Annotated in this window: 18 protein-coding genes; 7 read left to right on the top strand and 11 right to left on the bottom strand. The window is 47.4% G+C overall.

The annotated features are described in order from the left end of the window. Positions 1 to 2: 2 nt before the first annotated feature. Entirely contained in the window at positions 3 to 1,331 is a 1,329-nt protein-coding gene (locus LPB140_RS12070; RefSeq protein ID WP_072560044.1) for a dihydroorotase, read from the bottom strand. A gap of 46 nt (positions 1,332 to 1,377) precedes the next feature. Here LPB140_RS12070 and ygfZ point away from each other — a divergent pair, with 46 nt between their 5' ends. Continuing rightward, on the top strand, positions 1,378 to 2,193 hold the full coding sequence (gene ygfZ, locus LPB140_RS12065; RefSeq protein WP_072560989.1) for a CAF17-like 4Fe-4S cluster assembly/insertion protein YgfZ: 816 nt from the start codon (positions 1,378 to 1,380) through the stop codon (positions 2,191 to 2,193). A gap of 8 nt (positions 2,194 to 2,201) precedes the next feature. On the opposite strand, the gene LPB140_RS12060 is transcribed toward ygfZ, so the two are convergent. From LPB140_RS12060 to LPB140_RS12045, 4 genes are all read right to left on the bottom strand, one after another. Continuing rightward, positions 2,202 to 3,125 carry an NAD-dependent epimerase/dehydratase family protein gene (locus LPB140_RS12060; RefSeq protein WP_072560043.1) on the bottom strand — a complete coding sequence of 308 codons (924 nt, stop codon included), beginning with the start codon at positions 3,123 to 3,125 and terminating at the stop codon, positions 2,202 to 2,204. Then, positions 3,122 to 4,273, bottom strand: coding sequence for a glutamate 5-kinase (gene proB, locus LPB140_RS12055; protein WP_072560042.1), 1,152 nt, complete (start codon positions 4,271 to 4,273; stop codon positions 3,122 to 3,124). Before proB ends, LPB140_RS12060 begins: the two co-directional genes overlap by 4 nt. A gap of 41 nt (positions 4,274 to 4,314) precedes the next feature. Next, the gene (obgE, locus tag LPB140_RS12050; RefSeq protein WP_072560041.1) at positions 4,315 to 5,379 is read right to left on the bottom strand and encodes a GTPase ObgE; all 1,065 of its coding nucleotides are present in this window, start codon (positions 5,377 to 5,379) and stop codon (positions 4,315 to 4,317) included. Between the two features lie 79 nt (positions 5,380 to 5,458). Beyond that, positions 5,459 to 6,061: a TetR/AcrR family transcriptional regulator gene (locus tag LPB140_RS12045; protein ID WP_072560040.1), complete on the bottom strand. Its 603-nt coding sequence runs from the start codon at positions 6,059 to 6,061 to the stop codon at positions 5,459 to 5,461. Between the two features lie 268 nt (positions 6,062 to 6,329). On the opposite strand from LPB140_RS12045, the gene LPB140_RS12040 reads away from it, so the two are divergent. Continuing rightward, positions 6,330 to 7,325 carry a metal-dependent hydrolase gene (locus LPB140_RS12040; protein ID WP_156874216.1) on the top strand — a complete coding sequence of 332 codons (996 nt, stop codon included), beginning with the start codon at positions 6,330 to 6,332 and terminating at the stop codon, positions 7,323 to 7,325. A 22-nt stretch (positions 7,326 to 7,347) separates the two neighbouring features. Here the strand turns inward: LPB140_RS12040 and LPB140_RS12035 are convergent, their stop codons facing one another. The 3 genes from LPB140_RS12035 to rplU form a co-directional block, all read right to left on the bottom strand. After that, complete coding sequence (locus LPB140_RS12035; protein ID WP_072560038.1) at positions 7,348 to 7,983, bottom strand: GNAT family N-acetyltransferase; 636 nt, start codon at positions 7,981 to 7,983, stop codon at positions 7,348 to 7,350. A 218-nt stretch (positions 7,984 to 8,201) separates the two neighbouring features. Further along, positions 8,202 to 8,471, bottom strand: coding sequence for a 50S ribosomal protein L27 (gene rpmA, locus LPB140_RS12030; protein WP_072560037.1), 270 nt, complete (start codon positions 8,469 to 8,471; stop codon positions 8,202 to 8,204). A 58-nt stretch (positions 8,472 to 8,529) separates the two neighbouring features. After that, a complete protein-coding gene (rplU, locus tag LPB140_RS12025; RefSeq protein WP_072560036.1) occupies positions 8,530 to 8,886 on the bottom strand; it encodes a 50S ribosomal protein L21 in 357 nt (118 codons plus the stop codon). Positions 8,887 to 9,245: 359 nt separating this feature from the next. Between rplU and LPB140_RS12020 the strand changes: the two genes are divergently transcribed. Together LPB140_RS12020 and ppc are read left to right on the top strand one after the other, a co-directional pair. After that, positions 9,246 to 9,782, top strand: a complete 537-nt coding sequence (locus tag LPB140_RS12020; protein ID WP_072560035.1) for a hypothetical protein — start codon at positions 9,246 to 9,248, stop codon at positions 9,780 to 9,782. 122 nt (positions 9,783 to 9,904) lie between these two features. Next, entirely contained in the window at positions 9,905 to 12,631 is a 2,727-nt protein-coding gene (ppc, locus tag LPB140_RS12015; RefSeq protein WP_072560034.1) for a phosphoenolpyruvate carboxylase, read from the top strand. A 35-nt stretch (positions 12,632 to 12,666) separates the two neighbouring features. Here ppc and LPB140_RS12010 read toward each other — a convergent pair whose 3' ends face one another. Beyond that, positions 12,667 to 14,034 carry a cytochrome P450 gene (locus LPB140_RS12010; protein ID WP_072560033.1) on the bottom strand — a complete coding sequence of 456 codons (1,368 nt, stop codon included), beginning with the start codon at positions 14,032 to 14,034 and terminating at the stop codon, positions 12,667 to 12,669. A gap of 226 nt (positions 14,035 to 14,260) precedes the next feature. On the opposite strand from LPB140_RS12010, the gene LPB140_RS12005 reads away from it, so the two are divergent. Next, entirely contained in the window at positions 14,261 to 15,094 is an 834-nt protein-coding gene (locus LPB140_RS12005) for a hypothetical protein (RefSeq protein ID WP_156874215.1), read from the top strand. A gap of 106 nt (positions 15,095 to 15,200) precedes the next feature. Here the strand turns inward: LPB140_RS12005 and LPB140_RS12000 are convergent, their stop codons facing one another. Together LPB140_RS12000 and LPB140_RS11995 are read right to left on the bottom strand one after the other, a co-directional pair. Continuing rightward, positions 15,201 to 15,593 (bottom strand): GFA family protein, encoded by a 393-nt coding sequence (locus LPB140_RS12000; RefSeq protein WP_232223411.1) that lies wholly within the window; start codon positions 15,591 to 15,593, stop codon positions 15,201 to 15,203. A gap of 75 nt (positions 15,594 to 15,668) precedes the next feature. After that, a complete protein-coding gene (locus LPB140_RS11995) occupies positions 15,669 to 17,180 on the bottom strand; it encodes a fumarate hydratase (RefSeq protein WP_072560031.1) in 1,512 nt (503 codons plus the stop codon). Positions 17,181 to 18,135: 955 nt separating this feature from the next. On the opposite strand from LPB140_RS11995, the gene LPB140_RS11990 reads away from it, so the two are divergent. Together LPB140_RS11990 and LPB140_RS11985 are read left to right on the top strand one after the other, a co-directional pair. Further along, positions 18,136 to 20,028 carry a ribonucleoside-diphosphate reductase subunit alpha gene (locus LPB140_RS11990; protein ID WP_418346548.1) on the top strand — a complete coding sequence of 631 codons (1,893 nt, stop codon included), beginning with the start codon at positions 18,136 to 18,138 and terminating at the stop codon, positions 20,026 to 20,028. Between the two features lie 45 nt (positions 20,029 to 20,073). Next, the gene (locus LPB140_RS11985; protein WP_072560030.1) at positions 20,074 to 21,141 is read left to right on the top strand and encodes a ribonucleotide-diphosphate reductase subunit beta; all 1,068 of its coding nucleotides are present in this window, start codon (positions 20,074 to 20,076) and stop codon (positions 21,139 to 21,141) included.

Below are 21,141 nucleotides of genomic sequence, written 5' to 3'. Positions count from 1 at the left end.
TCCTATCCCTTATAGGTTTCTTGGAAACGGACAGGCTCGCCAATTACCTTGTCTGCAAGCACATCATTCCACATCACCTGATGCCCGCGAATGAATGTGCCCACGGGTTTGCCGGTAATTTCCATCCCCTCAAATGGTGACCAGCCGCATTTGGATTGCAGCCACTCATTAGTGATTGTCCATTTTTTGGCCAAATCAACCACGGTAAAATCGGCGTCATATCCCACCGCAATGCGCCCCTTGCCGACAAGGCCGAATATACGCTGTGGCCCTGCGCTGAATAATTCAATCACGCGCTGTAATGTGGTGCGGCCATGCGCGACATGGTTTAACATTAACGGCAAAATGGTTTGCACACCAGGCATGCCGCTGGGCGATGCGGGATAGGGTTTTGCCTTTTCCTCTTTTGTATGCGGGGCATGGTCCGATCCCATAACATCCGGCACGCCTTGGTTTAACCAATGCCACAGGCCATCTTGATGTGCCTTTGACCGGATAGGCGGGTTCATTTGGGCATAGCTGCCAAGTTTGGCATAGGCGGTTTCAGCATCCAGCGTTAAATGTTGCGGCAATAATTCGCATGTCACCAAATCTTTATTCTGGCTAATCAGTTCCAGCTCTGCTGGTGTGGTGATATGCAAAATATGGATGCGGCGGCCGGTTTTTCGGGCCAGCGCAATGATACGCTTGGTGGACATCATCGCGCTTTCATCATCGCGCCAAATGGGATGGGAAGATGGGTCGCCCTCCACCCGCAAATGTTCGCGTTCGTTCATGCGATATTCGTCCTCGCTATGTATTGCAACGCGGCGCGTGCCGGATCGCAGCACACGTTCCAACGCCTCATCATCCTTGACCAATAAATTGCCGGTGGACGCACCCATAAAAATTTTAACGCCCGATGTGCCGGGCATTTTTTCCAATTCCAATAACTCTTCGGCATTTTGCCCTGTTGCGCCGACATAAAAAGCATGGTCACACCACATGCGGTGATATGCTCTGGATAATTTATCCTCTATACGTTCCTTGGTATCGGTATTGGGGTTGGTATTGGGCATTTCAAAAACGGCGGTAATGCCGCCCATAACGGCGCATCTGCTGCCGCTTTCAAGGTCTTCCTTATGCTCCAAACCTGGCTCACGAAAATGCACTTGGCTGTCAATCATGCCAGGCAAAATGTCCAATCCGGTGCAATCAACAATTTTGCCTGCATCATCAAAATGGCCCAATGCGGCGATTTTTCCATCCTTTACCGCGACATCAACATGTTGCGGCCCGCCGGGGCTGTGCACCGTGCCATTTTTTAAGATTAAATCATATTTGCCGGACATAATGCTTCGCCTTGATAAAGTGATGGGGAATATCTATTTTGCATATATGACAGAAAATAGCGACATTAAGCAATTAAACAATCGTTCGGTTGTTAAAATTTCTCCCCAAATCATCGATGGAGCAATATCAGATAATGTGCGTGATTTTCTGCAAGGATTATTAACGCAAGATATGCGTAAAGTGGCGGCGGGCACGCCCCAATATGGCGCCTTATTATCCGCGCAGGGCAAGGTCCTGTTCGATATGATTATATGGGACGCAGAAGATGTTAAGGACGCGGATATAAAACAGAGCGCAAATTGCATTTTTTTGGATGTAGAGGCGCAATATGTTGATGAGCTTATCAAGAAGCTAAGCCTATATCGTTTGCGCCGCAAAATCACGATAGAGCGAACCGAAATGGCGGTTCTGTGGTCTTTACACCATCATGACCAATTGACTGCCGATCCGCGCATGGAGGCGCTTGGCTATCGCGGACTTTCTGCATCATGCGATTGTTCCGATGCAACGGATATATGGCGCAAACATCGCCTGTCACAGGGCGTGGTGGAGGGCAGGGATGAGCTTGGCCATGAAAAGCATTTATGGCTTGAATGTAATGCGATTGAGCTGAACGGCGTGGCCTTTGACAAAGGATGCTATGTCGGACAGGAAAATACCGCTCGGATGAATTGGCGAAGCAAAATTAACCGCCGAATAGTGGTTTTACCATTGGCCGAGGCTGATGCGAAGCGGCAAATTATCGCTTATGATGATTTGGGTCTGTCGGTGGAACATCGGCGGGTGGAGGATTTTGACGCCCTGACATTGCCAAATTGGTTGAAGGCAGCGGTCAAACAGGATGAAGGCGCAGAAGGTTAAACAGGATATTAAAGCCAGCCTTCATTCCTATACCATTTTACCGTTTCTTCTAAACCCGTTTTGGTTTTAATTTTCGCGCTCCAAAGCTGGCTTGGCGGGCGATTGGCAGGGTCGATACGCCAATCCCTATTGCACATATAAGCCGCGCGGTCGGGCGTTAACTTGGCCTTGTCACGGCGAATAAACCGATCAATATGGCCGCCTGCTTTTAATAAAAATCCCGGAATGGAAATGGGGGTGACCGATTTACCCATGGCCCAGCCAATGGATCTTGCAAATCCATGATGCGTCCATCCACCTTCTTTGCCATCATCCACGTCAAAAATTTTGCCCGATAGGCCGTCATCATGTGGGATTAAACGGATTAAGAAATCGGCCAAATCATCAACATGTATGGCGGATAAATGGCCCGATGGCGGCATAATCATAAAACCCCATCTGGCCATTTTGAACATGTCCAGCATTTCGGTGTCGCCCGGACCGTAAATGGCGGGGGGGCGGACCATTGTCCAATCCATCCTGCTATTTTGAACGCATGTTTCGGCGCGATATTTGCTTTGTCCATAATCGGATAATTGCGGCGCGCGCGCGGACAGGCTGGACACATGGATGAAACGCGTGATACCAGCGGCTTTGGCGGCGTTCAGCATATTTTGCGTGCCCGCGACATTGCCCAGTTCAAAACCCGCCATGTCGGGCGCATTGACCACACCGGCAATATGTAATGCGGCACTTGCTCCTTCGCATAAATTGCTAAGGCTGCTTTTATTGTTCAGCGAACCAAGCACCCATGTCACATTTTCCATTTCCGGCTGCATTCGGCGGGTAAGGGCGCGGACATGATATCCCGCCGCCACCAATTTCATCAATGTGCGTTTGCCCACAAATCCGGTCGCGCCGGTCATGGCGATAATGGGCAGGGATGGCGTCATAATAATACCAATTGATCGCGGTGGACCATTGCCTTTCGCGGGGTATATCCCAATAATTTGCCCAGTTCATGGGTTTGATGACCAGAAATAATATCCGCATCCTTGGCATCATATTCGGCCAAACCACGCGCCAAAATGCCGCCTTCAGGTGAGATAATATCGATAACATCGCCGCGCACAAAATTACCATCAATTTTGGTAACACCGGCGGGTAACAGGCTGGCCCCGCCCTTTAACGCAGTAACCGCTCCGGCATCAATATGCACATTGCCTGCAGTTTTTAACCTGCCGCCAAGCCATCCTTTACGTGCGCTTATCGATGTTTGCGGTTCAAAAATTGTGCCTTGTTCGGATTCCAAAAATGTGGAAATGGGATAATTATCTTTGCCTGAACAAATGATAAGCGGGATGCCCGCCATATTGGCAATTCGGGCTGCTTCTAATTTTGATGACATGCCGCCCGATCCCATGCCGGATGATGAATTGCCATCGGCCATTTGCATAATATCTTCGCCAATGTTGGTGATGTTTTTTAACAATTTCGCGTCTTTATGACTGTCTGGATTTTTATCATATAATCCTGCAACATCGGATAATAAAATCACCAAATCGGCCTCTGCTGCCTGTCCAATGCGGGCGGCAAGCCGATCATTATCGCCAAAACGTATTTCATATGTTGCCACGCTGTCATTTTCATTGACCACGGGAATGACGCCCAATGACAGTAATCGGTCCAAAGTGGCAGTGGCGTTTAAATATCGTCTGCGATCCTCCAAATCACCCAATGTCACCAAAATCTGCGCAGCCAAAATATCCTTATCAGCGATCATTTCCGACCATAAACGGGCAAGGGCAATTTGCCCCACAGATGCCGCCGCCTGTGCATCGGCCAAATTTGACCGTCCGCCATCGGGCAATCCCAATGTCCGTGCGCCAAGGGCGATTGTGCCAGAGCTTACCATGATGATTTTATGCCCCTCTTTTTGCAGGGCGGCAATTTCTTCAACCAATGTTGCCAGCCATTTGGTGCGGATTGATCCATCTGGGTTGATTAATAGGGCTGAACCTACCTTGACGACAATCGTCTGGCTTTTCGAAACAATATTATTCGGGGTTAATTGTTCGCTAATCTCGGTAAGTGGTGGCATCTTAACCTAATCCCTTAAAAATAAATATTATGATATCTGGGTTATAGCGGCGACCATGTTGCTTCGCCATCATCATCCAAATTTGCCACGCTATTACCCTTTGCTTTTTCAATCGTGCTGCGTTCGGGCATATATGGCATTAACGCATCCAATAATTCATCCAAACCGGCCCCGCCTGCGCCGGAAATATGCATAATATCCTTTGCTCCTGCGGCGCGAAGCTGATCGGCAATATCGCTCATCAATTCTTCGTCCAACAAATCCGATTTATTCAACGCCAAAATTTGCGGTTTATCAATTAACCCGCCGCCATATTCGTTCAATTCATTTTGAACAATTTGCCATGCCTTTACCGGATTGTCGCCATTGGCATCGATTAAATGGATTAAGATTTTGCACCGTTCAATATGGCCCAAAAACCTGTCGCCAATGCCTGCGCCATCGGCCGCGCCCTCGATTAAACCGGGAATATCGGCAATCACAAATTCACGATTTTTATGATAGGCCACGCCCAATTGCGGGGTAATGGTGGTAAAGGGGAATGGGGCAACACGTGATTTTGTATTGGTGACACTGTTGATAAATGTCGATTTACCCGCATTGGGCAGGCCGACCAAACCAATATCGGCCAGCAATTTTAACCGCAGCCAAACCCATAATTCTTCGCCCGGCCATCCCTCACCATGTTGGCGTGGTGCGCGGTTGGTGCTGCTTTTATAACTGGCATTGCCGCGCCCGCCATCGCCGCCTTTTAATAAAATAACTTCTTGGCCCACTTCGGTCATATCGGCCAAAACATGTTCTTTATCATCGCTTAAAATCTGTGTGCCAACGGGCACATCAATATACATTGGCGGTGCGCCTGCACCGGTGCGGTCACGGCCCATGCCATGGCCGCCGCGTTTTGCCTTTATATGTTGTGAATATCGAAAATCGATTAAGGTATTTAATCCGGCAATTGCGCGGAAAATAATATCGCCGCCCTTGCCACCATTGCCGCCATCTGGACCGCCATATTCGACATATTTTTCGCGACGAAAACTAACCCCGCCAGGACCACCTGCGCCGGATTTAATATATATTTTTGCTTGATCTAAAAAATGCATGGCCGCTTCATAGTGCAAAAGCGGAACTTACGCCATAGCTAGCTTTGCCTGATAAAGGCTTTACACTGTTTTTTTTGGCTTATGCTTGAATTTTTTTATTCCAAAAATCATCTGAAGCGGTCAATCTTTGTTCCGCAATCCGCCGCGCAGTATCCCGCGGCAGGCCCAATGATTGGGCCAAGGATTCGCCCAACAACGCATCGCCCAATGCTAATAGGACAAGGTCGAGCGTTTCTTCATGCAATTTTCGGTCCTCATGCCCGTTGTCGCTAATCTCATCAACCAATTTATGGATGGTATCCACCACAGGGTTTAGGGCCAGAACATTGCCATTTAATATCATCCAACTGGCCAATGCGCCCGCGCCCTCTTTATCAAATGCATCAAATACCAAATCGGTTAAATATCGCGGCGTGGCATCGCCAACGCGCAAATCATTTATAGCGGTGATGATGGTGGCACAAATGGTTTCGGCCAAATATGCGGCCAAGGCGACCTGCAATTCATTTGCCGATCCGAAATGATGCAGTAAATTTGCATGGGTGCGGTTAATGCGCGCGGCCACCGCTTTTAAGGTGACCGCCTGCGGCCCAGCCTCAATCAATAAAGATCGCGCCGCCTCCAATGCTTGCAACCTGCTTTCGGCTGGGGCCAATCTTTTGCGCTTTGGGCTCGTCGCCATATGTAAATTTTCCCTTTATTATCATTTTATTATTATCAAAAATTGTGACGAGCTGCCCTAATTTCATTAACTAGCTATAGAATATATGTCGTAAATCGGCAATTTTATTATCATGTAATTTCAAAGGTCTGTTTGGGATTTTATTACACATATCCGCCAAAATCTGCGAAAAATTGACATAATTGGCAGTGTAAAATTTTGTAAGATATTCATTTAATTAAATTAAAATGCAATTAACCATATTGATTGGCCATTGATTTAACATGTTTTGAATAAAAATCATCCCATGGTTGGATATGAAAATATAAATATAACTGAAACTGATAATGGAAGCATCGCCAATAATTTAGGAGATGCGATTTCCACACAGCGGCATATTGTGGCCTCCGCTCGGCCCTTTCATATCAATAAATCGCATCAAATAAATGGGCAATATATGAAAAGCGGTATTTATGCCGATGCGTTTTTTTATGATTTATCTGCTATCTTTCCCAAGGGGGAGGCATTTATGATTAAAACCATGGCATGGTGGCGGGATAAAATGCCGGCAGATCAATTGCCCGATATTGCCAATTTCATCGAACAAGAGGCTGGCCATAGCCGTGAGCATATTGCGATGAATAAATTGATTCAAAATGCAGGCTTTAATTTATCAAATTCTGATAAAAATGTGGAAAGCGTGGTGAAACGTGCGGCGGCTCTATCACCCAGAGGTCGTTTATTGGCCGTTGTTTGCTTGGAACATATGACGGCGATTATGGCCGCAGAAATGATCAAAAATCCCCAGCATGTTGAAAATTTCAGTGCGGAATTCCGCGATTTTTGGCTGTGGCACGCGGTGGAAGAGGTTGATCATAAATCGGTGGTTTTTGACGCATGGCGCTATAGCGTGCGCGATAAATCGGAAACGTGGCAATATTTGACGCGTTGTTCAATGATGCTTTTAATCTCAATCAGCTTTGTGATTAACCGCACACGTGGTCAATTAAGCTTGTTGAAACAGCATGATATTGGCAAGATTAAGGGATTTTTTGGAATGATGCGCTATGGCCTGCGCAAGGGCGGGTTGGCGCGTAATATATTGCCGCATTGGAAATTATTTTTCCATCGCGGTTTCCATCCCAGCCAAATAAATGATCGCCATTTGCTGGAAAAGGGCGAAAAATTAATCGCCGCTTCCTTACAGACAAAATCGTTCAATAAAGCAAAGCCGAAAAATAGAGCAAAAAAACCTGTTAAAATATTTGCCGCCAAAGCAGCATAAAACCTTTATTTTCTACTAAGGATTATGCTGCAAAGCTAATCATTGGCGGGGTTGAGACGCTGCCTCGCATGACGGCGTCAATATCGCTGTCAACGCCATTATCATGGGATGATTTTTGGGCGCCCTTATCTGCGCTGTCATTACCTGCCAATATTTTATGATAAATATGGCTTAATTCCTGACCATTGCGACCTTTGCTATAACGCAATTGGTTTTTGCCCAATGGCGCAAATCCCAATTTACGCAGCACCCGACCAGAGGCAGGATTGTCAAAAAAATGGCTGGCAACTATATTATCATATCCCAAAATTTGTGCGATTTGAATAACGGCATTTGCCGCTTCGGTCGCGAAACCCTGATTCCAATGGGGGCGGGCAATCCAATATCCTAATTCAACCTGATTGTCCTTATCAGTCGGCAATATTGCGGCTGAACCGATAATTTCAGGGGTAGATTTCGTGCGGTTAAGGATGATGAATTTGGGATAGCGTGCATCATGGTCCAATGATGTGAACTGCTGTGCATCATTTAATGTATAAGGCCAAGGGGCGCTCGCCAAATTACGGACCAATGCCTCATCCTGCATCAATTGATGGATGACCGGTGCGTCTTCGGCGAAACTGGGTCTTAACAATGTTCTTTCGGTGCGCGCAAACATTTGCTCTCTCCTTGTGGCCAATTCCATAATATTTTTGGATGACCATTTAATGACAAAGGGGCGAAAAATACTGTTATAGCCAATGCTATATCAGTGAAATTTCATCTTTATTCGGGGAGCAAATAAAAAGGGAGGCGGATGACCCGTCTCCCTGAAAATTTTGGGGCTTTCGCCCTCCGGGTCGTCCGTTAAGACAACCCATTATTGATTGTCTTGATTTATTCTGCGGCCATCGCAATTGCGTCAACCGACACATATTTGCGACCAAGTTTGCCAGAATGGAATCGCACTGCGCCTTCGGTAAGGGCGAATAATGTGTGATCTTTACCCATGCCAACATTGGCGCCAGGATATACGCGTGTGCCGCGTTGACGAATAATAATATTGCCGCCAATCACTGATTGACCGCCGAATTTTTTAACGCCTAAACGACGACCTTCTGAATCGCGACCGTTGCGTGACGAACCGCCTGCCTTTTTATGTGCCATGGTCTAAACTCCTTAAACTTCTTAAATGAGCGATCATTCTTTATTTATCTATAAAGAATCAATCAGCCTTCTTTGCTGCTGCTTTTTTGGGGGCGGCTTTTTTCGCCTCTGCTTTATCGCTTCCAACTGAAAGGATATGCAGCAAGGTCAAGCTTTGGCGATGACCTTGTTTACGGCGATAATTATGGCGACGACGTTTTTTGAAAACAATCACCTTTTCACCGCGTTCTTGCGCAATGATTTCCGCAGAAACATTAAGACCTTTTACATCCTTAATCTCTGCGCCGTCACCGGCCAATAAAACATCATCCAATGACACTTTGTCACCGGCTGCACCCGGCAGTTTCTCAACTGCAATTTTGTCTCCCGCGGCAACGCGATATTGTTTGCCGCCGGTCCGCACAATAGCAAACATGGCTTAACTCATCCGTTCAAATCAGATATTTCTCGAAGGTCCATTTGGGCCGCGATACTAAAATCCGACAATAAAATAAAAAAACACCAACGCGCGTTTAAATTAGGCGAAACCGTTTCACCCGCGTTAGAAGTTTGGTCGCGCTAATGCATCGCTGCTTTCTTGTCAACGACTTTTGCCCAAAATTTGGTGAAAATTGCTGATAAGCGCGATATTTCATGCATCATTGCTACTGGCTTGTATAATAGAGTGCGCAAGTTTAGACAATGCGCAATATTATATTGTCCATTATTTTATAGGAATGATCATTGATTCGCACCGCCACATCTAAAATAAACATCATCAAGGGGGCGTTTATAATGGCGTCTTTGACTTTATTGGGCGGCTGTTCGGCGCAAATGGGCGATTTTCCATCGTTGAAACAGCGCCCTTATGAAAAAGAATCAGCGCAAAATATGGCGCCGTCCACCCATAGCCCGGCAATATTAAGCGCGCAGGCGCTGGCCGAGGTTAATAATGATCTGGCCGCAATTAAAAATGACATAAATGAAGCGCAAAAAATGCATCAGGATGCAGCATCATTATATGATTCGAAATTGAATAAGGGGCGTGCGGCGGTAAATGCGGCGCAAAATGCCCGTATCGGCAGTGAGCAATGGGCCGTGGCGCAGGTTGAATTAAGCCGTTTGGATGCGGCACGTGCCGGATCGGTTGGGGCATTGGCGCTTTGCACGTCCATGATAGTGCGGTTGGACGCGGTGGAGGTAAGGGCGATGGCATATGCTGATATAATGGCAAATATTTTGGAGCAGCGCGGCAAATGCGAGCAAATCGCCCAAAATGTGGCCATTCAGGATAAAGAGGTTGAGGGATTATTTAATAAATTGAGCAAATGACGGGCCATATTTGCAAGTGATTATAGGATGTGTGCAATATTAAATTACAACTGAAACTAATTTTTTGAAATATTTTATTGTCTGCCCTTGACCTTACGGCTTTTTTTATCACAAGGGGAGATATGACAAAAAATAGCAATCCTCCCCATGATACGGCTTCTTTGAACGAAGATGGCCGTCCCCAAATCTCTCAAAATCCAGATATTCGTTATCTGGGTAAAATGCTGGGCGATGTTATTCGCGCCTATGGCGGCGAAAAATTATATCGCCAGACTGAATATATCCGTTCATCCAGTGTGGACCGCCGCCGAAAGGGGTCAAGCGTGGAGGATGTTGACCACGGCCTTGGCGCATTATCATTGGACGATACATTGGATTTTACCCGTGGTTTCATGTTATTTTCCATCTTGGCCAATTTGGCCGAGGATCGCCAAGGCGTTGCCAAGGAAAAAGGCGCGAGCGTGGCAGAGGCGCTGGAAATATTGCGGGCCAATGGGGTTAGTGAAGATGAAGTAAATAAGACATTGGGCAATAGTTTAATCGCGCCAGTGTTAACCGCCCACCCAACCGAGGTGCGCCGTAAAAGCATTATTGATCATAAAAGCCGCATTGCCGAGTTAATGGCAATGCGCGATGCCGGCCTTGCCGAAACACCCAGCGGCGATACGATTGAAAATGCGATTTTCCGGCAAATTGCTTTATTATGGCAAACAAGGCCGCTGCGCCGTGAAAAATTGCGGGTCACCGATGAAATTGACAATGCACGTTCATCAATGGAACAGGTGTTTTTAACCGCGCTGCCCAAATTATATGCGCGTTGGGAAAATGATCTGGGTTTTCGCCCGACATCATTTTTGCGCCTTGGCAGCTGGATTGGCGGCGACCGTGATGGCAACCCCTTTGTTGGCGCGGATTCGCTGCAATATGCCATTTCGCGCAATGGGGCATCGGCGCTGCGTTATTATATGGATTTCATCCATCATTTGGGCAGCGAGCTTTCCATTTCCAGTGAACAGACCGATATTCCGCAAGAGGTATTGGATCTTGCTGAAAATAGCGGCGATAATGCGACCAGCCGTGCGGATGAACCATATAGACGAGCATTGTCGGGAATTTATGCCCGTATCAGCGCGACCTATATTGATTTAGTAGGCGAATCCCCGCCGCGCCCATCGACCATAAAGGCACCAAAATATGACGCGCCGGAGGATTTACGCGCCGATTTGGTGATTATTGCATCGGGCCTGCGTCAGGGGGGTGAGGGCGCTCTTGCCTCTGGCGGGGCATTGGGCCGTATGATCCGTGCGGTGGAAACATTTGGTTTCCATTTGGCCACGCTTGACCTTCGTCAAAATAGCGACGTGCACGAAGAATTGGTGGCCGAGCTGTTAAATATTGCTGGCGTTGAAAAAGATTATAAATCACTGGATGAGGATGCGCGGGTTAAGCTGTTATTAAATGAGCTTAGCAATAATCGCCCCCTATCCGATGGGTGGCATGAATATAGCGAGAAGACCAGCCATGAGCTGGCCATTATTCGCGCCGCCGCCCATGCCCATGCGCAATTTGGACCACAATGTATTACCACCTATGTGATTAGCCAGACGCAAAGCGTTTCCGACCTTTTGGAAGTATATTTAATGCTGAAAGAGGCGGGGCTTTACCGTGTTGATAGCAATGGCAACGCATCGGCGGGCATCATGGTTGTGCCTTTATTCGAAACGGTGGGCGATTTGAAAAATGCGCCCGACACAATGACCAATTTCTTTGCCATTGAGAAAATGAAGCATTTGGCCGAAGTGCGTGGATATCAAGAAGTAATGATTGGATATTCAGATTCCAATAAGGATGGCGGCTATTTAACCTCCACTTGGGAATTATATGAGGCCAGCCTTGCCCTTGCCCCCGTATTTAAGGATGCGGGCATTGCCATGCAGTTATTCCACGGGCGCGGCGGCGCAGTTGGGCGCGGCGGCGGCAGTGCATTTGGCGCGATACAGGCACAGCCGCATGGCACGGTGCAGGGGCGCATCCGCATTACCGAACAGGGCGAGGTGATTGCAGCAAAATATGGCAGCGTTGATAATGCAGTGGCCAGTTTGGAAACCATGACATCGGCCACCATGTTGGCGTCATTACAGGAAATTAAAATATCGCCTGCCGACCTTGAAAAATATAGCGCGGCGATGACCACATTATCGGCCAGCGCCTTTCACGCCTATCGCGATTTAGTATATAATCATGATGGGTTTAAGGATTTTTTCCGCCAAATGACCCCAATTGCCGAAATTTCGGGTTTGAAAATTGGCTCGCGTCCCGCCAGCCGCAAAACCGGTGGCCGGATTCAGGATTTGCGCGCCATCCCATGGGTATTTAGCTGGGCCCAGGCACGGGTCATGTTGCCTGGTTGGTATGGCGTGGGACAGGCGCTTGATGAATTTGAGGATAAGGCATTGTTAAAAGATATGGCGCAAAATTGGCCTTTCTTTGAAACGATTTTATCCAATATGGAAATGGTGTTGGCCAAATCTGATATGAGAATCGCCAGCCATTATAGCCAATTGGTAGAGGATAAGGCGCTATCGAGCGAATTATTTGGCCGTATTAATGATGGATGGCATAAATCGCGCGATGGTTTGTTGGAGGCAACAGGGCAAAATTGGTTGCTTGAGAAAAATCAATCTTTGTTCAACTCAATTGAACTGCGTCTGCCCTATATTGAACCGTTAAACCTGTTACAGGTGGAATTGATGAAACGCCACCGCAGCGGGGAAAATGATCCCAAGGTGCGCGACGGCATTTCCCTAACCATTAACGCCATTGCCACCGCATTAAGGAATAGCGGGTAATCAATATATTATAATGATATAGACTTAGGGCCGTGTCAAAGCGGCCTTAACGTCACATGCAATCCATCCTTTGGTTTGGGGATAGGCCATGCCTGCCATTTGGGTTCATATCCATTATTCACCTCTATACTGCGCGATGTCAGCAAATGATGCATGAATATTTTCATCTGTTCATAGGCAAAATGCAGGCCAAGGCACATATGTGCCCCCCCGCCAAAGGGAACCCATGCAAATTTATGCCGTTCCTTTATCGCCTCTGGCGTAAAGCGCATCGGATCAAATTTTTCAGGTTCGGGCCAATATTCGGCCATATGATGAACAAAGGATGGGGCAACGCCCACCGCTGTGCCGGCGGGAATATGATATCCGCCAAATTCAAAATCCTTTACCGCGCGGCGCGGGATGCTGGGCACGGGGGGGATCAGGCGCAATGATTCCTTAAACGCCATTTCGGTTAGGGTGAATTTGGATAAATCCTCATAAGCTATTGCTCCACCCGCTGGGGCGATCGACAAACATTCCTCGCGCAATTTTTCCTGCCAGTCTGGATTTTTGGCAAGCAACCAGACCATAGATGTAATGGAGGAGGTGATGGTGTCATGCGCAGCCATCATCAAAAAATTCATATGATCAACAATTTCATCATCGGCCATATATTCGCCATCTTCGCGTGTTGCGCGGCAAAATTGGCTGAACATATCCTGCATATTTTCATTACGGCGGCGCTCGGCAATTTGCGGGGTAAAATAATCAATTAAATATTTCCGTCCCGCCACCCCGCGCGCCATTTTGGTAAAGGGAATGGGCGTGCGCGCTACACCGACAGAGGCGGCCACCATATCAACAAAGGCGGTATTTATTTTATCCGCCTCTGGCCCCCAATCAATGCCCAAAAATGATGTGGCGGCAAGGTCCAATGTTAATTGTTTGATCGCGGGGTAAAATTGCAAATCATTTGGCCAATCGGCAATTCGGCGATAAATACCCTGGCTTAACGCCGTGCAATATGCCCGCATTGGTTCGGGTTTAAACGCAATGGATAATGCCTTGCGGTCCATGCGGTGATGGTCAAAATCCATCAACATTAACCCGCGTGGGAACAGCAAATTTAACACCGGCCCCCATCCTTGTTCATTGGAAAATAATTTATTCCTGTCGAACAAAACCAATTCATTGGCATCTGGGCCAAGCAGCATGACGGTATTTTGACCAAAGGCGCGGTTGCGATATATTTTGCCATAATTTGCCTGCATTTTATTGCCAAAGCCAATGGGATCGGCCAGCACGGCAAATGTATTGCCGATTAAGGGCAGGCCAGTTTCACCGGGTATATGTTCAATATCTTTTAATGATGGAGGGCGCACCCAATGGGGATTTGCTTCTTCACTATGCGCATATGACATATTATCTCTCCACTTTATGTTAAACGCTCAATTAAATCTATCATCTATCCGTATAAGGTCAAGTAATTGCGAATATATATATGCATTATTGTTCATATTAAATTCAACTTATATGAACTAAAACAATAAACGACTCGTAAATAATAAAAAATTGAGTGTATAGATTGTGGGTATGACGAGATTGCTGTTTCAGTAATATCTGCCCAAATATGCAAAGGGGTGAAAAATGGCGATAGATAAGATAATGAAATTAGGCAAATTTGCCTCTTTGGTCGGCGGTTCATTATTGATGAGCGGCTGCATGTATGGATTATATGATGATGGTTATCATAATTATGATTCTTCTTATAGCTGCGATCCCTACGCCCCTTATGACAGTTATTATAGCTGTGATTATGGATATGGTTTTTATAATATAGGTTATAGCGGCGGTTGGTATGATAATTATTATTATCCCGGCTATGGCATTTATATATTCGACCGTGGCGGATTGCGATATCAAATGTATGATCATCATCGCAGCTATTGGGGCCGCCAGCGTTATAATTGGTATCGCAATAATTATAATCGCGGCGGAAATTACGGCTATCGCGGCCGGGGCAATCGTCAAGGTGATTATAATGATGGTCGGCGCGGCAGGGACCGTGATGAACGCCGAAATAATCGTAGAAATGACCGCGATGATAATGGCCGTGATGATAATGGCCGTGATGATGCCAATGGACGGGGCAGCGGCAATGGCTTTGGCGAAAAAATCATCCGCGATGCCCGCGAAAGCCGCAGGGGTGAAAGCACCAATGGCGGTAATTATCAGGGTCGGCGCGGAAATCGTGGCGGCAATACAGGTGCAGGGGTAAATGTTGGCGGCGCTGTTAGCGCGCCCGCCACAAATGCCGCCCCTGTTGTCAATGTCCGCCCACCACGTAGTGCACCGCCCGCCGCTGCACCAGCAGCACAATCAGGGCAAACGCCAAGAGTGCAGCAACGCGTCGAACGCCCCACGCGTCAGCAAGCACCGGCAAGAAGCACCAGAATGGAAGAGCGCACGCGCGAAGATTGATTGTGCGATAAAGTTCACATTTGGATTAACCCCCAAATGAAAGGGCGGCCTTCTGACCGCCCTTTTTATTGTGCGGTTTATATGTGAATATTATTATTGGAATAGATTATTCTTCTTGGGGCAGGCCGTCAGCAATGTCATAATAATCGCCCTTTTCACGCACAAAAATATGGTGGGCCAATTTTATATTGGTCGGCATGTCAAATGCGCCCATTGCGATGGCGATGCTGCTGCGCCCATTTGGGTGCCAAAATAAAAATGACCCGCATATTTTACAAAAACCCCTGCGCACTTTGGGGGATGCAGCATACCAGTTAAGATGCCTTTCCCCCTTTATCGTGACATTGGCGATTTCAATATCGGTTGATACCCAATAATGGCCCGATTGTTTTCGGCATTGGCTACAGTGACAGGCGTCGGGCGTGCCAAGAGCCCCCCGAACCTCAAAGGATATTTTACCGCAATTACATGAACCCTTTTTTGTCATATCTGCGCTCAATATCCTTGCTCCTCACTTTGCCCTGAATTATGCCTATTACTATGAAAATACGTCAATATTTAGTTGTAAAATATGTTATTGTAACAATCCCTCTTTGGCGATTTTGTCCCGCCAAACAAGCGGCGCTAGCTGGTGGACATTATTCCCCTCGCTATCCACCGCGACGGTGACGGGGAAATTTTCCACCTCAAATTCATAAATGGCTTCCATCCCTAAATCTTCAAAACCAACCACTTTGCTGCCCTTAATCGCGCGGGAAACAAGGTAAGCCGCACCGCCCACCGCCATTAAATAGGCGCTTTTGCCATTTTTAATGGCGTTGGTGGCATCGGGTCCGCGCTCTGCCTTACCCACCATGGCAAGCAGGCCCTGCTGCAACATCATATCGGTAAATTTATCCATGCGGGTGGCGGTGGTGGGGCCGGCGGGGCCGACAATTTCCTCGCCCACAGGATCAACCGGCCCAACATAATAAATCATGCGACCTTTGAATGACACGGGCAATTCCTCACCCGCTGCCAACATGTCGGCTATGCGTTTATGCGCGGCATCGCGTCCCGTCAGCATTTTGCCGGATAATAATAATCTATCCCCCTGTTTCCAACTTTGCACTTCCTCAGCGGTTAAATTGTCCAATTGCACATGTTTGGCGCTGCTATCGGGTTGCCAGTGCACATCGGGCCATTGCGATAAATCGGGGGTTTCCAAAAAGCTTGGCCCGCTGCCGTCCAATGTGAAATGGGCATGGCGGGTGGCCGCGCAATTGGGGATCATGGCCACGGGTTTATTGGCGGCATGGCAGGGATAGTCCAAAATTTTCACGTCTAATATGGTGGACAGCCCGCCCAAACCCTGTGCGCCCACGCCCATGGCATTGACCGCATCAAATATTTCAATCCGCAATGCCTCAATATCATTTTGCGGGCCGCGCTGTTTCAATTGCGCCATGTCAATTTGCCCCATCAGCGATTCCTTGGCCAGCAACATGCATTTTTCCGCTGTGCCGCCAATACCAATGCCCAACATACCGGGCGGACACCAACCCGCGCCCATTTGCGGGATCATTTCCTTTACCCATTCGACAATATTATCCGATGGGTTCATCATCTTAAACTTGCTTTTGGCCTCGCTGCCGCCGCCCTTTGCCGCGACATCGACTTGAACCTTATCGCCCATGACCATTTCAACGTTCAAAATGCTGGGTGTATTATCTTTGGTATTGCGGCGGGTAAAGGCAGGGTCGGCCAGCACCGATGCGCGTAATTTATTTTCGGCATGTAAATAGGCGCGGCGCACCCCTTCATCCACCACCTCTTGCAGGCTTTTGTCTGATTCCAACCGGCAATTTTGCCCCCATTTGATGAACACATTAACAATACCGGTATCTTGGCAAATCGGGCGGTGCCCCTCTGCGCACATACGGCTATTGGTTAAAATTTGCGCCATTGCATCCTTTGCGGCGGGCGCTTGTTCGGCCTTATACGCTTCGCCAAGGGCGCGGATATAATCCATGGGATGATAATAGCTGATAAATTGCAGGGCATCGGCGACGCTTTCAATCAGGTCTGATTCTTTAATAACGATCATGATGGGGCTTTCTATTCATTGATTCTGCGCAAAAATGGTAATTCTATGTTCAAGAGCCGCCCTATCATAATGATGGAGTGAGTGAAAGCCTGTGGCATATTTGTAATGCATCATTTGGACATATTTTATGCATATTTTGGAGGCGCAATAATGTTGCGATAAAGCTGATGGTTTTGCAATGATTTTAGCATGGATTTTTTGCCATATTTATTGTGATGCAAAATGGTGTAAATTTCACTCATGCTAAGAATATTTTTTTACAGCCTGTCATTTCATGGTTAAAAATCTGGCAAAGCATTGGTGGAGGCTGGCTCGCGGCACTGCACCATATTTTATGTTGCGATGAACCGAATCGAACATAGGATGAGTCGAGTCTTATTTTTACGTTAAATGTTAATTTACCCTCTTGCGCTTCAAAATAATATAGGCACTATAGGTAGCGGTTGGCCATAGGGGGCATACCCAACAGATTGTGTTTTTTGAAATTACCAGTTTCTGGTGATGGAGGTCTTTTGTCCCAAAAATTGGGGCAAATGGCCAATTTTCGGCCCAATTTTGCGGGCATATAAACATTTATCGGTTGCGTCTTAACCAATATATATTGGTTGAAGCGTTTTTGTTCCCGACGGTCAAAAAATAGGGTATAAGGGACATCTTATCCCACTGCGAAAATATAAATAGAAGATAATAATAGGTCGCAAAACTTGCCGAATATAATCGGCGCAAATGTTAAAAAAATAAGGGCGAGCCGATCGTCCTTATTGGCCCATTATCATGGGCAATTTGAATGTAAAATATGGGGTATAATCCCCATGAAAAAATTTGTGATAATGGGGTAAAAATGGACTTAAGAGATTTAGAGCGCGAAGCGACAATTGAGGATGTAGCGATGACGGAAACGCACAGCAAAACCGAATCAAAAATCGAAAGCAAAGAGGCGGCGATTGCAGCGGTGATGGCCAATGCGGCCCAAGAAATGGCAAGCTCTGAACTTCCCAACAGCAAATCCATTGATAAACGCCGTTTCGACATTAAAACCGACCCCAGCCGCGATGCGTTGTTAACCGAATTTGGCAAAGAAACATTACAAGACCGTTATTTATTACCCAATGAAAGTTACCAAGATTTATTCGCGCGTGTTGCCTCCGCCTATGCCGATGATGCGGAGCATGCCCAGCGCCTATATGATTATATCAGCCAGCTTTGGTTCATGCCTGCCACCCCCGTTTTATCCAATGGTGGCACAGGGCGCGGCCTGCCCATTTCATGCTATTTAAACTCTGTTGAGGATAGTTTGGACGGCATTGTAAAAACATGGAATGAAAATGTATGGCTCGCTTCTCGCGGGGGCGGTATTGGTACCTATTGGGGGCATGTTCGCGCCATTGGTGAGCCGGTCGGCCTTAATGGTAAAACCAGCGGCATCATCCCCTTTGTTCGCGTGATGGATTCATTAACCCTTGCCATTTCGCAAGGTTCATTGCGCCGTGGCTCGGCGGCATGTTATTTGGATGTATCGCACCCCGAAATCGAAGAATTTTTGGAAGTGCGCAAACCATCGGGCGATTTTAACCGCAAGGCATTAAACCTGCACCATGGTGTGTTGTTGACCGACGCCTTTATGGAGGCGGTGCGCAATGGGGAAGAATTTGAATTAAAATCACCCAAAACGGGCGAAGTGCGCGGCAGTGTTGATGCACGCAGCCTGTTCCAAAAATTGGTCGAAACCCGCCTTGCCACGGGTGAGCCCTATATTATCTTTGCTGATACGGTGAACAAACAAATGCCCAAACATCACCGCGATGTTGGCTTAAAAGTATCCACATCCAATTTGTGCAGTGAAATCACCTTGCCCACGGGAATTGACCATTTGGGCAATGACCGCACGGCGGTGTGCTGCCTTTCCTCGCTCAATATGGAAAAATGGGATGAATGGAATGGCGAAAAAGGATTTATCGAAGATGTGATGCGCATGCTTGACAATGTGCTGCAAGATTTCATCGACCGGGCGCCCGATGTCATGGCCCGCGCAAAATATAGCGCAGCGCGTGAACGTTCCGTTGGCTTGGGCGTTATGGGTTTTCACAGCTTTTTACAAGCACGCGGCCTTGGTTTTGAAAGCGCGATGGCCAAAAGCTGGAATTTGAAAATGTTCAAACATATTCGTGCGCAGGTGGATACCGCGTCGATGATGTTGGCCAAAGAACGCGGGCCATGCCCCGATGCGGCTGACCAAGGCGTGATGGAGCGTTTTTCCTGTAAAATGGCCATTGCCCCCACCGCGTCCATTTCCATCATTTGCGGCGGCACTTCGGCATGTATTGAACCAATACCGGCCAATATTTACACGCATAAAACCCTGTCGGGCAGCTTTATCGTGAAAAATCCCTATTTGGAAAAATTGTTAATCGCCAAATCAAAGGACAGTAATAATGTGTGGAATTCCATTCTTGAACGTGGTGGTTCGGTCCAACATCTTGATTTTTTAAGCCAAGAGGAAAAGGATAGTTTCAAAACCAGTTTTGAAATTGACCAACGTTGGTTGATTGAATTGGCGGCGGACCGCACCCCCTATGTTGATCAGGCGCAATCATTAAACCTGTTCATTCCGGCGGATGTGGAAAAATGGGATTTGTTGATGCTGCATTTTCGCGCATGGGAACTTGGCGTCAAATCGCTATATTATCTGCGCAGTAAATCCATGCAACGCGCCGGTTTCGCCGGAAGCGAGGGCGCGGAAAATCAACTTGGCGGCGGGGTAGAGGCGGACAACACGCTTGATCCCAAAAAGGTGGAATTGATGACCGCCGAAACCACCGATTATGATGAATGTCTGGCCTGTCAATAAAGGCCGCAATGAACATAGAGTTTTTTTGAATTTTAGGAATAAGTCATGTCACTTTTAGAAGCCCGTAAAACATATAAGCCCTTTGAATATCCATGGGCATATGACATGTGGAAACGCCAGCAACAAATTCACTGGTTGCCAGAGGAAGTCCCCTTGGGGGAGGATTGCCGCGACTGGGCGCAGAAAATTTCCGATCATGAACGCAATTTGCTGACCCAAATTTTCCGTTTCTTTACCCAAGCGGATATTGAGGTTCAGGATTGTTACCATGAAAAATATGGCCGCGTGTTCAAACCGACCGAGGTAAAGATGATGTTGACCGCATTTTCCAATATGGAAACCGTGCACATCGCCGCCTATTCCCATTTGCTGGACACTATCGGCATGCCCGAAAGCGAATATAGCGCCTTTTTGGAATATGAAGAAATGGCCGAAAAGGTCAATTATCTGGACGAATTTGGCGTCGATAATGACGAAGATATTGCCCGCACCTTGGCCATGTTTGGCGGCTTTACCGAAGGGGTGCAGCTGTTCGCCAGCTTTGCCATGCTCATGAACTTTCCCCGTTTTAACAAAATGAAGGGCATGGGCCAAATTGTATCATGGTCAATCCGTGATGAAAGCCTGCATTGCGAGGGGATTACCAAATTATTCCACGCCTTTACCCAGGAACGGGGCTGCCTGACCAAGGCGGTGAAGGAAGATATTATCGATTGCTGTCAAAAGGTTGTCCGTTTGGAGGACCGCTTTATCGACCTTGCCTTTGAAATGGGGCCGGTGCCCGGCATGACGGCAAAGGAAATTAAACGCTATATCCGCTATATTGCCGATTGGCGGTTAAGCCAGCTTGGCCTGCAACCCGTTTATATGGTGGAGGATCACCCGCTGCCATGGCTTGCCCCGTTAATCAACGGCGTGGAACATGCCAATTTCTTTGAAACCCGCGCGACAGAATATAGTAAGGCATCAACACGCGGCAATTGGGGCGAGGTTTGGGATAGCTTTGACAAGCGCAAGAAAAAAACCGCCAATGATAGCGGCCTGACCGCCGCATTGGGCATGGATGATGACGGCGCCGATATGTTCGAACAAGCAGGCGTCGCTGCGGAATGA

It is taken from the genome of Sphingorhabdus lutea (assembly GCF_001889025.1).
GTDB classification, from domain to species: Bacteria; Pseudomonadota; Alphaproteobacteria; order Sphingomonadales; family Sphingomonadaceae; genus Sphingorhabdus_B; species Sphingorhabdus_B lutea.
This window is presented reverse-complemented; position numbering and strand designations above follow the sequence as displayed.

What these genes read in the sequence shown, in the direction of transcription:
- LPB140_RS11985 (WP_072560030.1), top strand. Translation starts at nt 20,074, where the DNA reads ATGTCACTTTTAGAAGCCCGTAAAACATATAAGCCCTTTGAATATCCA.
- obgE (WP_072560041.1), bottom strand. Translation starts at nt 5,379, where the DNA reads ATGCATTTTTTAGATCAAGCAAAAATATATATTAAATCCGGCGCAGGT.
- ygfZ (WP_072560989.1), top strand. Translation starts at nt 1,378, where the DNA reads ATGACAGAAAATAGCGACATTAAGCAATTAAACAATCGTTCGGTTGTT.
- LPB140_RS12010 (WP_072560033.1), bottom strand. Translation starts at nt 14,034, where the DNA reads ATGTCATATGCGCATAGTGAAGAAGCAAATCCCCATTGGGTGCGCCCT.
- rpmA (WP_072560037.1), bottom strand. Translation starts at nt 8,471, where the DNA reads ATGGCACATAAAAAGGCAGGCGGTTCGTCACGCAACGGTCGCGATTCA.
- LPB140_RS11990 (WP_418346548.1), top strand. Translation starts at nt 18,136, where the DNA reads ATGGCCAATGCGGCCCAAGAAATGGCAAGCTCTGAACTTCCCAACAGC.
- proB (WP_072560042.1), bottom strand. Translation starts at nt 4,273, where the DNA reads ATGCCACCACTTACCGAGATTAGCGAACAATTAACCCCGAATAATATT.
- LPB140_RS11995 (WP_072560031.1), bottom strand. Translation starts at nt 17,180, where the DNA reads ATGATCGTTATTAAAGAATCAGACCTGATTGAAAGCGTCGCCGATGCC.
- LPB140_RS12070 (WP_072560044.1), bottom strand. Translation starts at nt 1,331, where the DNA reads ATGTCCGGCAAATATGATTTAATCTTAAAAAATGGCACGGTGCACAGC.
- LPB140_RS12005 (WP_156874215.1), top strand. Translation starts at nt 14,261, where the DNA reads ATGGCGATAGATAAGATAATGAAATTAGGCAAATTTGCCTCTTTGGTC.
- LPB140_RS12060 (WP_072560043.1), bottom strand. Translation starts at nt 3,125, where the DNA reads ATGACGCCATCCCTGCCCATTATCGCCATGACCGGCGCGACCGGATTT.
- ppc (WP_072560034.1), top strand. Translation starts at nt 9,905, where the DNA reads ATGACAAAAAATAGCAATCCTCCCCATGATACGGCTTCTTTGAACGAA.
- rplU (WP_072560036.1), bottom strand. Translation starts at nt 8,886, where the DNA reads ATGTTTGCTATTGTGCGGACCGGCGGCAAACAATATCGCGTTGCCGCG.
- LPB140_RS12020 (WP_072560035.1), top strand. Translation starts at nt 9,246, where the DNA reads ATGGCGTCTTTGACTTTATTGGGCGGCTGTTCGGCGCAAATGGGCGAT.
- LPB140_RS12035 (WP_072560038.1), bottom strand. Translation starts at nt 7,983, where the DNA reads ATGTTTGCGCGCACCGAAAGAACATTGTTAAGACCCAGTTTCGCCGAA.
- LPB140_RS12045 (WP_072560040.1), bottom strand. Translation starts at nt 6,061, where the DNA reads ATGGCGACGAGCCCAAAGCGCAAAAGATTGGCCCCAGCCGAAAGCAGG.